Genomic DNA, 12,109 nt, shown 5'->3' on the forward strand with positions numbered 1-12,109 from the left:
CGGACAGGTGCGGGCGTGGCGCAGTCGTTGCGCGGTCGTCGCGATGTCGTCCCCCTGTCGTCAGGGGGGCGTCAGCGCATCAGCCCGCCGATGATGTTGCGCACGAAGGCGGTCGCCCCGGTGCGCAGCGGATCGGCGCCCGATTTCTTGCCGAGCACCATCGCGACCGCCATCGAGGCGAGCGAACCGCTGGCAGCGGTCACGGCGCTCTTGCCCGCCTTCTCCCACACCGAGGGCGTCCTGCGCTCGCGCTTGGCGACTTCCTCGCGCCCCTTCTCGGCCACCTCGGCGGCCGTGGCGGCGGCATCGGCGGCCTTGGCGGCGAGCACCTCCGCCGCGCTCTCCCGGTCGACGCGAGTGTCGTACTTGCCCTCAAGCGGGCTGATGGATTGAATGATCGCACGTTCCTTGGGCGTCACCGGCCCGAGGCGCGAGCGCGGCGGCTTGATCAGCGTGCGCTCCACGATGGTCGGCGCGCCGTCCCCATCGAGCGTCGAGACCAGCGCCTCGCCGACCTTGAGCTCGGTGATCGCACTCTCGACATCGAGCCTGGGATTGACCCGGAAGGTCTCCGCCGCCGCCTTGATCGCGCGCTGGTCGCGCGGCGTGAAGGCGCGCAGGGCGTGCTGCACGCGGTTGCCCAGCTGGCCTGCGACTTCCTCCGGGATATCGATGGGATTCTGGGTGACGAAGAACACGCCCACGCCCTTGGAGCGGATCAGGCGGACGACGTTCTCGATGGTGTCCTGCAGCGCCTTGGGGGCATCGTCGAACAGCAGGTGCGCCTCGTCGAAGAAGAACACCAGCTTGGGCTTCTCGGGATCGCCGACCTCGGGCAGCGATTCGAACAGCTCCGCCAGCAGCCACAGGAGGAATGTGGCGTAGAGCTTGGGGCTGCGCATCAGCTTGTCGGCGGCCAGCACGTTCACATAGCCGCGCCCCTGATCGTCCACCTTCAGGAAATCGTTTATCTCCAGCGCAGGCTCGCCGAAGAAATGGTCCGCCCCCTGCGCCTCGAACGAGAGCAGCTGGCGCTGGATCGCGCCCACCGAGGGCTTGGAGACATTGCCGTACTTGCCTGACAATTCAGCGGAATTCTCGTTTGCCCAGGCGAGCAGCGCGGCCAGATCGCCGAAATCGAGCAGCAGCAGCCCGTTCTCGTCGGCGTAGCGGAAGATGATCTGCAGCACGCCTTCCTGCGTCTCGTTGAGATCGAGCAGGCGCGACAGCAGCAGCGGGCCCATCTCGCTCACCGTGGTGCGGATCGGGTGGCCCTGTTCGCCGTAGAGGTCCCAGAAGATCACCGGATTGTCCGCATAGGCATAGTCGGTGATGCCCAGTTCCTTCGCCCGGGATTCGAGCTTGTCGGCATGCTTGAAGGTAGGCGAACCCGGCATGGCGATGCCCGACAGGTCGCCCTTCACGTCGGCGACGAAGACCGGCACCCCGGCGCGCGAGAAGCTTTCGGCGATGCCTTGCAACGTGACGGTCTTGCCGGTCCCGGTCGCCCCGGCGATCAGCCCGTGGCGGTTGGAGCGTTCGAGCAGCAGCACCTGCCGCGACCCGTCCGCACCGAGGCCGAGAAAGATTTCGCCCGCCATTTCCGCCATCTCGCGTCCCCTGTAACCGCTCTCCCGCTGATGTGCAGGGGCATGGCGCGGCGGTCAAGTTCTCGACAGCGGCGCCGCTTTGGGCCAAGGCTTGCGCGTGATGGGTTCGCCAACGCCATTTGTCCTGCTCGACGATGCGCGCGCGCAAGACGCCGCCGCCGATGCGCTGCTCTACGAGGCGCCGCGCGAGGTGTTCGCCGCGCGCCGGGCCGAGGAAGTCGAAGCCGTGCTCGCCGCGGCCGAGGCGGCGCGGGTGGCCGGGGGCGGATCGCTGGCGGGCTACATCGCCTACGAGGCGGGCCTCGCGCTCGAGCCGAAGCTGGCAGGCCTTGCCGCCGCGCGCAGCGGCGGAGCGGGGCCGCTGGTTTGGCTCGGCCTGTTCGATGCCCCGCCCCGGATCGCCGCCGCCGATGTCCCGGCCTGGCTCGCCGAGCGGGCGCAGGGCCCGGGCACGCTCGGCCCGATGGAGCCGCAGCTCTCCCCCGGCGGCTATGCCGCTGCCTTCGCGCGGCTGGCCGAGGCGATCCGCGCCGGCGACATCTATCAGGCGAACCTCACCTATCCCCTCGCCGGGTCCTTTCGCGGCGATCCGATCGGGCTCTATGCCGCCCTGCGCGACGGCAGCCGCGCGGGCTATGGCGGGCTTGTGTTCGACGGCGCGCACTGGCTCCTGAGTTTCTCGCCCGAGCTGTTCGTGGCGCTTTCGGGCGGGGAGGCCAAGGTCAAGCCGATGAAGGGCACCCGCCCGCGCATGGCCGATCCGGCCGCCGACGCGGCGATGGCGGCGGACCTAGGGGCCTCGGTCAAGGACCGCGCCGAGAACCTGATGATCGTCGACCTGATGAGGAACGACCTGTCGCGCGTGGCCGAGGCTGGCAGCGTGCGGGTCGATGCGCCCTTCGCGGTCGAGAGCTACCCGACGGTGCACCAGATGGTCTCCACGGTGCGCGCGAGGCTCAGTCCCGGCAGGGGCGCGATGGACCTCGTGCGGGCGCTGTTCCCCTGCGGTTCGATCACCGGCGCGCCCAAGATCCGGGCGATGGAACTGCTGGGCGAGGTGGAGCGCGATGCCCGCGGCCCCTATTGCGGCGCGATCGGGCGGATCGATGCGGATGGGAACGCGGCCTTCAACGTCGCAATCCGCACCTTGCGGCTCACGCCGATCGAGAACGGGCAGGGCAGCGCGGTGCTCGGCATCGGCTCGGCAATCGTCGCCGACAGCGAGCCCATGGCCGAACGGCGCGAGTGCGAGGTCAAGGCCGGCTTCCTGCGCCGCGCTGCCCCGGGCCTTGCGGCGCCGCAGTGCGACCTGATCGAGACGATGCGCTTCGAGCCCGAGAGCGGCATTGCCCTGCTCGAGGACCACCTTGCGCGGATGAAGGCGAGTGCTGGGGCGCTCGGCTTCACCTTCGATCGCCATGCGCTGAGGAACCAGATCCAGGCGCTGTGCTTCGAACTCGACGCCCCTGCCCGTGTGCGCCTGCTGGTCGCGCGCAGCGGGGCGAGTGCGCTCGAGACCGCGCCCTTGCCCGCGCCGCTGGAAGAGCCGGTGAAGGTCGCCGCGCTCCCCCATCCGCTCGACCCGTCCGACTGGCGCCTCGCGCACAAGACCTCGGATCGCGGTTTCTACGAGGATGCCTTGGCCGCCGCGCGCACGCTGGGCGCCGACGAGGCGCTGCTGGTGCGCGCCGACGGGTGCGTGACCGAGGGGAGCTGGACCAGCGTCTTCGTCGATGGCCCCGATGGCGTGCTGCTCACCCCGCCCGCCAGCCTCGGCCTGCTGCCCGGCGTTCTGCGCGGGCACCTCATCGCCGAGGGCCGCGCGCGCGAGGCAGAATTGACGCTCGATGATCTGGCCGCAGGCTTCTGGATCGGCAATGCCCTGCGCGGGTTGATGCGCGCGGTGCTGGTGTGACCATTTCCCGTTCGCCCTGAGCTTGTCGAAGGGCCGTTTTCCACTTCAGGCACCGGCCTTCCAGAGAGAAGGACAGTGCTTCGACAAGCTCAGCACGAACGGATAAGAAGATTCATGGCCGACATTCGCATCCTCTACGAAGACGGCGAGGCGCTCGTCATCGACAAGCCTTCGGGCATGGCGGTGGATCGCCCGCGCAAGGGCGGGATCTGCCTCGAGGATCATCTCGACCGCCTGAAACTGGGCTTCCAGCGCGCGCCGGTGGCGGTGCACCGGCTGGATACCGACACCAGCGGCTGCCTGCTGCTCGCCCGCAACCCCAAGGCGCTGGCGCGGTTCAACCGGGCCTTCGAGGAGCGGCTGGTGGGCAAGACCTACCTCGCCGTTCTGGCTGGCCGTCCGCCGGGCACGCAGGGCACGATCGAGCTCGCCCTCGCCAAGATCAGCTCGGCCGAGAAGGGCTGGCGGATAATCCCGGCGAAGAAGGGCAAGCCGGCGGTCTCGCACTGGGAATTGGTGGAGGAGCTTGGCCCCCACAGCCTGATCCGCTTCCGCCCGGAAACCGGCCGCACCCACCAGCTCAGGGTCCACGCACTGAAGGGCCTCGGCGCGCCCCTGCTGGGTGATCCGGTCTATGGTGCGGGCAATGCCCCGGGGGCGAAGCGCACGATGCTCCATGCCGAAAGCCTGACCGTGACCCGCCCGGGCAAGACGCCGATCGAGGCCCGGGCGCCGCTGCCGGCGGATTTCCTCGCGCTCGGGGCGACAGATGGATGACGAGCCGCTGACGGCCCGCGCCCTGAGGCTGGCGAGCGAGAGCTTCCTCGCCGGTTCCGGCCCCGGCGGGCAGAACGCCAACAAGGTCGCGACCGAGGTGGAGCTGCGCGTCAACATCTATGCGCTGCGCCTCAGCCCGCCGGTCTTCGCGCGGCTGAGGAAGCTTGCGGGGGCAAAGCTGGCGGGGAACGGCGATCTCATCGTCACCTCCAAGGCGCACCGCACGCAGGAAGCCAACCGTCAGGACGCCCGCGCCAAGCTCGCCGCGCTGCTCGAGGAAGCCCAGACCGAACCCAAGCGCCGCGCCAGGACTCGGCTCAACCGCGTCGGCAAGACCGAGCGGCTGAAGGTCAAGAAGGCGCGCGGCGCGGTGAAGGCGGGGCGAGGGCGGCCCAGCGCCTCGGACTGGTGAGGCTCAGGCGGCCGCGGCGTCGATCACCATGAAGGTCGGGTAGGCCATGCCGCGGGCGTATTTGACCGGATCGATCGCTTCCAGTTCGGGCGCGGGGCGGGTCTCGTGCACGCCCCGCAGCGCGAATCCGGCCGCCAGCAGCGGATTCACCATCTCCTCGAAGGACCGGTAGTAATCGGGCACCACCACCGGATCGGCGGTGAATCCCTTCCACGTGGCCTCGACATACTGGACGCCGAAGGGGCTCGGCGGATTGTACCATTTGTAGGCGCCCATCGGATGCTGGACGCTGAACACCAGCCGCCCGCCGGGACGCAGCAGGCGCCGGAACTCGCCTAGCGGAACCGACCAGTCGCGCACGTAATCGATGGCGAGCGAGGAGACGACAAGGTCGAACCCTGCATCGTTAAGCCCCACGAGCGGCTGCGCCATGTCGGCGACGAACACCTCGGCGGCGGGCGCGCGGGCCTGCGCCAGCCGGACCATCGCCGGGCTGACATCGAAGGCGGTCACCCGCGCCGCGCCGGCGGCCAGAAGGTCGCGCATCAGGAACCCCGGTCCGCACCCCGCATCGAGCACCGCCAGCCCCTCGACCGCGCCGATCACCCGGCGGATCGCGGGGTGCTCGTTGTAGCCGTTCTCCGCCTTGGTCTCGGCCTTGGCGGCATAGGCCTCGGCCAGCCTCTCGTAGGCGGCGAGCGCGATCGGGCGATCGGGGTCGGTCATGGACCTGTCTCTATGCGGCAGGCGGGCGCAGGGCAATCGGCCAGCCGCCTTGACTTTTCCCCGTGAATCGGCGAATGGCGCGCCCGTGTGGCGGTGTGCCGGGCCTTCCGGGCGCGCCGCTATTTGCTTTTTCAAGCCCGGGTGAACGTCCGCCGGGCCGACCCAGTTGACAGGAACCCGCCATGGCGAAGCCCACCACCGTCAAGATCCGCCTCGTCTCGAGCGAGGGCACCGGCTTCTTCTACGTGACCAAGAAGAACCCGCGCAACATCACCGAGAAGATGAGCTTCCGGAAGTATGACCCGGTGGCGCGCAAGCATGTCGAGTTCAAGGAAGCCAAGATCAAGTAAGATCGGGCCTTCCGCCTCCGCCCAGACGGGCGGTTGCGATAATTCATCGACAGTTCAAGCCTGCGGCCCTAGTCGCGTCGGCATGATCAGACAGCTTCCCTTCGCCCGCACGCTGGCGCTCTCCCTGGGCGCCGGCGCGCTTGCATTGGGGCTTGCCCCCGGCCAGCCCACCCTCCTCGCCCCGCCCGCCGCCGCACAGGCCGCCAGCGATCTCGACCGCGTGGTCGGCGCGCTCCGGGCGATCTCGACGATGAAGGCCGATTTCGTCCAGACCGACCGGCAGGGCCAGACCCTGCGCGGGGTGATGACGCTGAAGCGTCCGGGCAAGATCCGCTTCGACTATGGCAAGGACGCCGATTTCCTCGTCGTCTCCAACGGCAAGTCGCTCTACGTCGTCGACTACGAGGTCGCCCAGGTCGAACGCTGGCCGATCGGCAATTCGCCGCTTGGCGCGCTGTTCGATCCCGACAAGGACGTGAAGCGTTACGGCAAGCTGGTGCCGACCGGGAACCCCGATGTGCTGAGCGTCGAGGTGCGCGATCCGAAGAAGCCGGAATTCGGCATGATCACGCTGATCTTCGTGAAGAATGCCGCGGCGCCGGGCGGGCTGCAGCTGACCCATTGGGTCGCGCTCGATGCGCAGAACAACCGCACCCGGGTGAACCTGTCGAACCAGCGTTACGGCGTGGCGGTGGCCGACAGCGCCTTCACTTTCAAGGACCCGCGCCGAACCGCCCGCCGCCCGGGCTGAATCGCGGGCCGCTCGACGAACGGTTGTAGGGAGGCGACAAAAAATCGGAGGCGTTCATGTGAATGAAAGCCTCCAGCGGCTAATCATTCTCAACAAGGCAGGTCGAAGGGAGGTTTCCCCCCTGTTGCCCACCCTTCACCAAGGGCCCGCCTTGCACAAGCGTGACGAACGCTCCATGGAACCCCCGACCCATCGCCCCCGGGTCGGGGGTTTTTGTTTGGCTTTTTGGTGTTCCGCACGCCATCCGGCGTGCGAAATCCTCGCTCATGCGACCTGAAGGTCGCATCGCTGCGGGCGGCCGTTCGGCCTTGCGGCGGCTGCGCCGCCGGGCTCTATCTCCTACTCCCAGCCAAGTGCCCTGCGGATGATCGCGTAGATCACGTTCTGCTCGATCACTCCGCGCGCCCGTTCGGCGCCGGGGCCGGTGGCGAACAGCGCGACATCCTCGCCGCCGTGGGTTTCCGACGGGAGCGGCACCAGCGCCTGCTGGCGGGCGGCAAGGCCGGTCTGCGGCACGGGGCGCGCGTGCTCGCCGTCGCCGTCCTCGTCCTTGTGGATCCCGCCCGGGCCATTGGCATAACCGAGCGTGGTGTAGGGCTTGCCGTCGATCGCCGGGGCGGGCGAGGTGCCGTCGCCGCCGTCCTCGCCGCGTCCGGCGGGCGGCACCACCAGCCCGAGGATGTCGTTGCCGCGTCGCGGATAGCCGGCGATGGTGAAGACGTGGCTGTGATCGGCCGTGACCATGATCAGCGTCTCGGCCGGATCGGTGTTCTCGACCGCATATTGCACCGCCCGCGCGAACTCGACCGCCTCCTCCAGCGCATAGCCCGCCTGCCCGGCGTGATGCGCGTGGTCGATCCGCCCGCCCTCGACCATCAGGTAGAAGCCCTCCGGGTCTGCCTTCAGCCGCGCGATCGCCTGCGCGGTCATGTCGGTGAGGGTCGGCTCGGGCGAATCCGGCTTGCGATCGGCCATGAAGGTCAGGTGGCTGGGGTTGAACAGGCCGAGCACCGGCCTGTCCATCGGCGCGGCGGCGAGGCCGGCGGCGTCCTTGACCACCACGCCCCCGTTGTTCGCCGCCCACTGCGCTGGCAGATCGGCGGCTGCATCGGCGCGCCGGCCGCCGCCGTTCCTGCCGTAGAACATCCCCGACCCGCCGCCGAGCGCCACGTCGAACTGCGCCTCGGCCAGCTGGAGCGCGATATCCTTGCAGCCCTGCCCCTGCTGGTCGGCGGGAATGTCCCTGTCGCTCTCCCAGTCGCGGTCGGCGCTGCGCGAATAGACGCTCGCCGGGGTGGCGTGGGTGAGACGGGTGGTGGTGACGATCCCGAGCGCGAGGCCGCGCCGCTTCGCCTCCTCGCCCAGCAAGGGCAGCGGGTGGGCGAGCGCGTCCTTGCACACACCCTTCTCCGCCTCCGGCCCGATGCCGAGCACGCCGATGCGGGTCTTCACCCCCGAATGCATCGCCGTGGCCGTGCCCGCGCTGTCGGGGACCTGGGCATTGGTGTTGTAGGTCTTGACCAGCGCCACGTTCGGGAATTTCTCGAAGCTGAGGCTGTTCTCCTCGCCTGTCTCCCCGCGCTTCTGCCCGTCATAGATGCGCGCGGCGGTGATGGTGGAGATGCCCATGCCGTCGCCGATGAACAGGATGACGTTCTTCGCCTTGCCCGGCGCCGGGGCTGGGGGGCGGGTATCGCTGTAGCCGGTGGCGCCGTTGGTGTTGATGGTGGCGACGCAGCCGCCGAGCGGCAGGGCGGCGGCGAGCAGGGCGACGAGGGCGCGGGTCTGGATCATGCGGGTCTCCGGGAATGCCGCCCCGCCCTATCGCGCCGCCATGCGACATGAAAGTGAAAGCTGGAAAACCGCGCCGCGCCCCCCTAAGTCCGCCCCCATGCTGTCTGTCGCCACCTGGAACATCAACTCCGCGCGCCTGCGCGTGGGCCTCATCGAGAAGCTGCTCACCGAGGCCGCGCCCGACATCCTGTGCCTGCAGGAGATCAAGTGCGAGAGCCACCTGTTTCCGGCCGAGGCACTGGCCGCGCTCGGCTACACCCATCAGGCGGTGAGCGGGCAGAAGGGCTACCACGGCGTCGCCACGGTCAGCCGCGTGCCCATCCGCGAGGTCACCCGCCACGACTGGCAGGACAATGGCGAGGCGCGGCACATCGGGGTCGAGGTGCTGGGCAAGGACCTGCTGATCGAGAACGTCTACGTCCCCGCCGGCGGCGACGTGCCCGACCGGGAGGTGAACCCCAAGTTCGGGCAGAAGCTCGACTTCCTCGGGCGGATGACGCGGTGGGCGGACACGCTCGACCGCCCGACGCTGATCGTCGGCGATTTCAACATCGCCCCGCTCGAAAGTGACGTGTGGAGCCACAAGCAGCTGCTGAAGGTCGTCAGCCACACGCCGATCGAGGTCGAGACGCTGGGCCGGTTCCAGGATGCCCACGGCTGGGTCGACCTCGGCCGCCAGCACATCCCCGCGCCCGGGCGCTACTATTCGTGGTGGAGCTATCGCAATCCGGGCTGGCAGGAGAACGACAAGGGCCGCCGCCTCGACCACATGTGGGCCTCGCCCGCCGTGGCGCAGCAGGCGCGCGCGCACCGCGTGATCGAGGAGGCGCGGGCGTGGGAGCAGCCGTCCGATCACGTGCCGCTGGTGACGGAGTTCGACATCTGAGTGGCCCCTCTCCCGCCCCGTCCCCCGAGCGCCGCGCGGCGCAGGCGGTGGACGCCCTGCGCCACGGCTGGCCGCTGGCCTTCGCGGGCGGGCCCGTCCTGCTGCCGGTCGAGACCGCGATCGCCCAAGGCGCGCGCGCACCGCGAATGCTGATCTCGGCGGCGCGCGCGGCGACATTGAAGCTCGCCAACCAGCGCGAGGCCGCGGTGCCGCACGCGCCGGTGCTGATCGCGGGGGGCGAGGACTTCTCCCTGCGCGAGGCGCTGCCGATCGCCGACCCGGCGCTTGATCTCGGCAATCCGCTGAAAGGCCCGTTCAAGGCGGTGAGCCTCGACTGGGCCGAGACTGCCGCCGCGGCGCTCGAACTGGCGCGGATCGCCGGAATCCTGCCCGCCTTCCTCGTCGATCCGGCGGAAGCGGGCGAGGCGGTGCCGGTCGCCGTGTCGGACCTTGCCGCCTATGCCGATGCGGGCCAGCTGCGGATCGTCACCCGCGCACACCTGCCGGTTTCGGCCTGCGAGGAGGCGGAGATCGTCGCCTTCCGTTCGGCGGCGGACCTGCGCGAGCACGTGGCGCTGATCATCGGCACGCAAAGCGGCGACCGCCTGCCGCTGGTGCGGCTCCATTCCGAGTGCCTGACCGGCGACATCCTCGGCAGCCTCAAGTGCGACTGCGGCCCGCAACTCGATGCCGCACTCCACGCCATGGCGCACGAGGCGCGCGATTCGGGCGGGTGGGGCGTGCTGCTCTACATGCGGCAGGAGGGGCGCGGCATCGGCCTCGTCAACAAGCTGCGCGCCTACCGCCTGCAGGACCAGGGCTTCGACACGGTCGAGGCCAACCAGCGCCTCGGCCTGCCCGATGAGGCGCGCGATTTCCCCCTGGCGGCGCGGATGCTGGAGCTGCTGGGGGCGACGACGATCCGGCTGCTGACGAACAATCCCGCAAAGGTCCGCGCGCTCGAGGCGGCGGGGATCACGGTCAGCGAGCGGGTGCCGCACCAGCTCCCCGAAAATCCCCACAACGCGCGCTATCTGGCGACCAAGCGCGACCGGTCGGGGCATTTGCTGATCTGACGACCGTCGCCATGGGGCGGCACGCCTGCACCGGTTCGACGGTGGCATCGGGTTTTCAAATTATCAGCCCAAAGTCGGACTTTCCAGAGACGCGCCCGAAGCGGACAAAGCGGACACCCTGTCCGCCTCTCCGCTCAGTCATTTCATCAATAATATCAGACGATAAACTCCAATTCCCCAAAGCGGACGGACAGGGAAGCCGGGCCTTGTTTCGCGCCGCGCTTATTCAACGGCCTCGCAGGCCGGACACAACAATGGGAAAGAGCAGGGGTGCATCGTAGCGGCTGGCGGGGATGTAGGAAAATCTCCCCTCGTCGCCCCGTGCATGACACGGGGCTTGGCTGACTTACCTTCGGGGGGGCGAGGAAGAAGAGCCTAACCCCGTGTCAAGCACGGGGCGACGACTGATGGGGTGGCGGCTTCAGCCTCGTCTCGGCCAAAACCTGCCGTCCCGAAAGCGACCCAGTTGTCGACATTCAATGCATTGGGCAGATTGCGCTAATGGGCAAGCGATCCGGCGTTCCGCACCGAGACGATGAACTGAGCAAACTCAGTAATGAGGAGTTGCGGTCGGAACTCTCCAGGTCGCGGAGCCGATTGAGTATCGCTCCTTCAGCAGCAACGGCTAAGCAGTGGCGTAAGCGCATTCACTGGCTCGAAAGCGCGCTGGCTGCACGCGAAAGCGAATGACTACTAACCATCCAGTTGCGGTCACTAAGGCAACAGCACCGGCTCCCTGAAAGCGGACTTTCGGCGCGCTGTCCTGCAAGCACAAAACCTAGCGGCGCTCGTACTGCTTGATCCCGCTCGCGAGGCGGTTGCCCTGCATCATCACGCGCTCGCCCGTCCAGTCGGCGAGGAAGGCGCTCTGGCGCTGGAGGCCGGGGACGAAGCGGGCCTCGTTGTTCTCGATCCTGAGGCCGTCCGAGGGGTGCAGCACTTCCTCCGCGCCCAGCGCGATGAAGGCCGAGTAGTTCTCCTTGTCGCGGCCCTGGATGAACCAGTTGTCGGTCACGCGACCGCGCGCGCCGGCGGGCAGGTCGATCATGTAGTTGGTGGTGCGCCCGCCCGAATCGTCGAAGCTGTTGCCCTCGATCGCGACCTCGGCGGCGCGCGCCTTGAGGTAGTGGCCGCCGGTGCCGCGCTCGAACCGGCTCTCGCGCACGGTGAGCGAGCCGATGTCGCCGATATAGACCGAATGGGCGCAGCCCGCGTCGTTCTCGCAGGTGCCGAGGCCGGAGAAGGTCGAGCGGGTGATGAAGACGCGGATCGACGGATCGGCGGCGCTGAGGATGCCCTGCTGGCTGTTCTGGAACCGCGCGAAGGCGACATTGAGCGCCCCCGCCTCGAGCCGGATGCCCGCCCCGTTGCCGTCGGCGACGTTGATGCCGCTGAAGGTGAGCCCGCGGATTTCCGCCCCGGTGCCGCGCAGCACCAGCGCGGCCTTGCCCTCGCAGGCGCGCCCCTCGAGCGTCACGGCGCCGGGAGTGGCGGCCTCGTAGACGATGACGCCCTGCTCCTGCACCGCGCACTGGCGATAGGTGCCGGGCTGGATGCGGATCGTCGCGCGGGTGTTGCCCACGGCGTTGATCGCCTCCTGCAGGCTGGCGAAGCTGCGCCCCGTCTCGGTGACGGTGAAGGGGCCGGACACGGGCTGGGCGACCAGCACCGCCGTCGGCAGCGCCAGGGCAGCGGCGAGCGCATGGAGCGCGAAGGAAGGCTTGCGGGTCATGAGCGCGATCCTAGCGCGCAATGGTTAAGGCACCATTTGTCGCTTGGCGCGGGGGGCAAGGCTTGGCTAAACCCTCGCGC

Annotated in this window: 11 protein-coding genes; 7 read left to right on the top strand and 4 right to left on the bottom strand. The window is 69.0% G+C overall.

What is annotated here, in order from left to right; all coding sequences use genetic code 11:
- Positions 1–71 precede the first annotated feature (71 nt).
- Positions 72–1,610 (bottom strand): helicase HerA-like domain-containing protein, encoded by a 1,539-nt coding sequence (locus tag CBR61_RS03155; RefSeq protein WP_172835909.1) that lies wholly within the window; start codon positions 1,608–1,610, stop codon positions 72–74.
- Between the two features lie 100 nt (positions 1,611–1,710).
- On the opposite strand from CBR61_RS03155, the gene pabB reads away from it, so the two are divergent.
- The 3 genes from pabB (at position 1,711) to arfB (ending at position 4,714) form a co-directional block, all read left to right on the top strand.
- Positions 1,711–3,525 carry an aminodeoxychorismate synthase component I gene (pabB, locus tag CBR61_RS03160; protein ID WP_088913053.1) on the top strand — a complete coding sequence of 605 codons (1,815 nt, stop codon included), beginning with the start codon at positions 1,711–1,713 and terminating at the stop codon, positions 3,523–3,525.
- 114 nt (positions 3,526–3,639) lie between these two features.
- Positions 3,640–4,302: an RluA family pseudouridine synthase gene (locus CBR61_RS03165; RefSeq protein ID WP_088913054.1), complete on the top strand. Its 663-nt coding sequence runs from the start codon at positions 3,640–3,642 to the stop codon at positions 4,300–4,302.
- The gene (gene arfB, locus CBR61_RS03170; RefSeq protein WP_088913055.1) at positions 4,295–4,714 is read left to right on the top strand and encodes an alternative ribosome rescue aminoacyl-tRNA hydrolase ArfB; all 420 of its coding nucleotides are present in this window, start codon (positions 4,295–4,297) and stop codon (positions 4,712–4,714) included. The genes CBR61_RS03165 and arfB overlap by 8 nt, the downstream gene beginning before the upstream one ends.
- 3 nt (positions 4,715–4,717) lie before the next feature.
- Here arfB and CBR61_RS03175 read toward each other — a convergent pair whose 3' ends face one another.
- Positions 4,718–5,440, bottom strand: a complete 723-nt coding sequence (locus CBR61_RS03175; protein WP_088913056.1) for a class I SAM-dependent methyltransferase — start codon at positions 5,438–5,440, stop codon at positions 4,718–4,720.
- A 182-nt stretch (positions 5,441–5,622) separates the two neighbouring features.
- On the opposite strand from CBR61_RS03175, the gene rpmG reads away from it, so the two are divergent.
- Both rpmG and CBR61_RS03185 read left to right on the top strand, forming a co-directional pair.
- Positions 5,623–5,790, top strand: a complete 168-nt coding sequence (rpmG, locus tag CBR61_RS03180) for a 50S ribosomal protein L33 (protein ID WP_017664380.1) — start codon at positions 5,623–5,625, stop codon at positions 5,788–5,790.
- An 82-nt stretch (positions 5,791–5,872) separates the two neighbouring features.
- The gene (locus CBR61_RS03185; RefSeq protein WP_088913057.1) at positions 5,873–6,541 is read left to right on the top strand and encodes a LolA family protein; all 669 of its coding nucleotides are present in this window, start codon (positions 5,873–5,875) and stop codon (positions 6,539–6,541) included.
- Positions 6,542–6,880: 339 nt separating this feature from the next.
- Here CBR61_RS03185 and CBR61_RS03190 read toward each other — a convergent pair whose 3' ends face one another.
- Positions 6,881–8,335: an alkaline phosphatase gene (locus CBR61_RS03190; protein WP_088913058.1), complete on the bottom strand. Its 1,455-nt coding sequence runs from the start codon at positions 8,333–8,335 to the stop codon at positions 6,881–6,883.
- 97 nt (positions 8,336–8,432) lie between these two features.
- Here CBR61_RS03190 and CBR61_RS03195 point away from each other — a divergent pair, with 97 nt between their 5' ends.
- Complete coding sequence (locus tag CBR61_RS03195; RefSeq protein ID WP_088913059.1) at positions 8,433–9,221, top strand: exodeoxyribonuclease III; 789 nt, start codon at positions 8,433–8,435, stop codon at positions 9,219–9,221.
- A gap of 47 nt (positions 9,222–9,268) precedes the next feature.
- Positions 9,269–10,297 carry a GTP cyclohydrolase II gene (gene ribA, locus CBR61_RS03200; RefSeq protein ID WP_088913060.1) on the top strand — a complete coding sequence of 343 codons (1,029 nt, stop codon included), beginning with the start codon at positions 9,269–9,271 and terminating at the stop codon, positions 10,295–10,297.
- Positions 10,298–11,075: 778 nt separating this feature from the next.
- Here the strand turns inward: ribA and CBR61_RS03205 are convergent.
- Positions 11,076–12,029: a hypothetical protein gene (locus CBR61_RS03205; protein WP_088913061.1), complete on the bottom strand. Its 954-nt coding sequence runs from the start codon at positions 12,027–12,029 to the stop codon at positions 11,076–11,078.
- Positions 12,030–12,109: the final 80 nt, after the last annotated feature.

The sequence above is a fragment of the Porphyrobacter sp. CACIAM 03H1 genome, assembly GCF_002215495.1.
Classification (GTDB): domain Bacteria; phylum Pseudomonadota; class Alphaproteobacteria; order Sphingomonadales; family Sphingomonadaceae; genus Erythrobacter.

What these genes read in the sequence shown, in the direction of transcription:
- arfB (WP_088913055.1), top strand. Translation starts at nt 4,295, where the DNA reads ATGGATGACGAGCCGCTGACGGCCCGCGCCCTGAGGCTGGCGAGCGAG.
- CBR61_RS03175 (WP_088913056.1), bottom strand. Translation starts at nt 5,440, where the DNA reads ATGACCGACCCCGATCGCCCGATCGCGCTCGCCGCCTACGAGAGGCTG.
- pabB (WP_088913053.1), top strand. Translation starts at nt 1,711, where the DNA reads ATGGGTTCGCCAACGCCATTTGTCCTGCTCGACGATGCGCGCGCGCAA.
- CBR61_RS03205 (WP_088913061.1), bottom strand. Translation starts at nt 12,029, where the DNA reads ATGACCCGCAAGCCTTCCTTCGCGCTCCATGCGCTCGCCGCTGCCCTG.
- CBR61_RS03195 (WP_088913059.1), top strand. Translation starts at nt 8,433, where the DNA reads ATGCTGTCTGTCGCCACCTGGAACATCAACTCCGCGCGCCTGCGCGTG.
- CBR61_RS03165 (WP_088913054.1), top strand. Translation starts at nt 3,640, where the DNA reads ATGGCCGACATTCGCATCCTCTACGAAGACGGCGAGGCGCTCGTCATC.
- CBR61_RS03190 (WP_088913058.1), bottom strand. Translation starts at nt 8,335, where the DNA reads ATGATCCAGACCCGCGCCCTCGTCGCCCTGCTCGCCGCCGCCCTGCCG.
- CBR61_RS03185 (WP_088913057.1), top strand. Translation starts at nt 5,873, where the DNA reads ATGATCAGACAGCTTCCCTTCGCCCGCACGCTGGCGCTCTCCCTGGGC.
- CBR61_RS03155 (WP_172835909.1), bottom strand. Translation starts at nt 1,610, where the DNA reads ATGGCGGAAATGGCGGGCGAAATCTTTCTCGGCCTCGGTGCGGACGGG.
- rpmG (WP_017664380.1), top strand. Translation starts at nt 5,623, where the DNA reads ATGGCGAAGCCCACCACCGTCAAGATCCGCCTCGTCTCGAGCGAGGGC.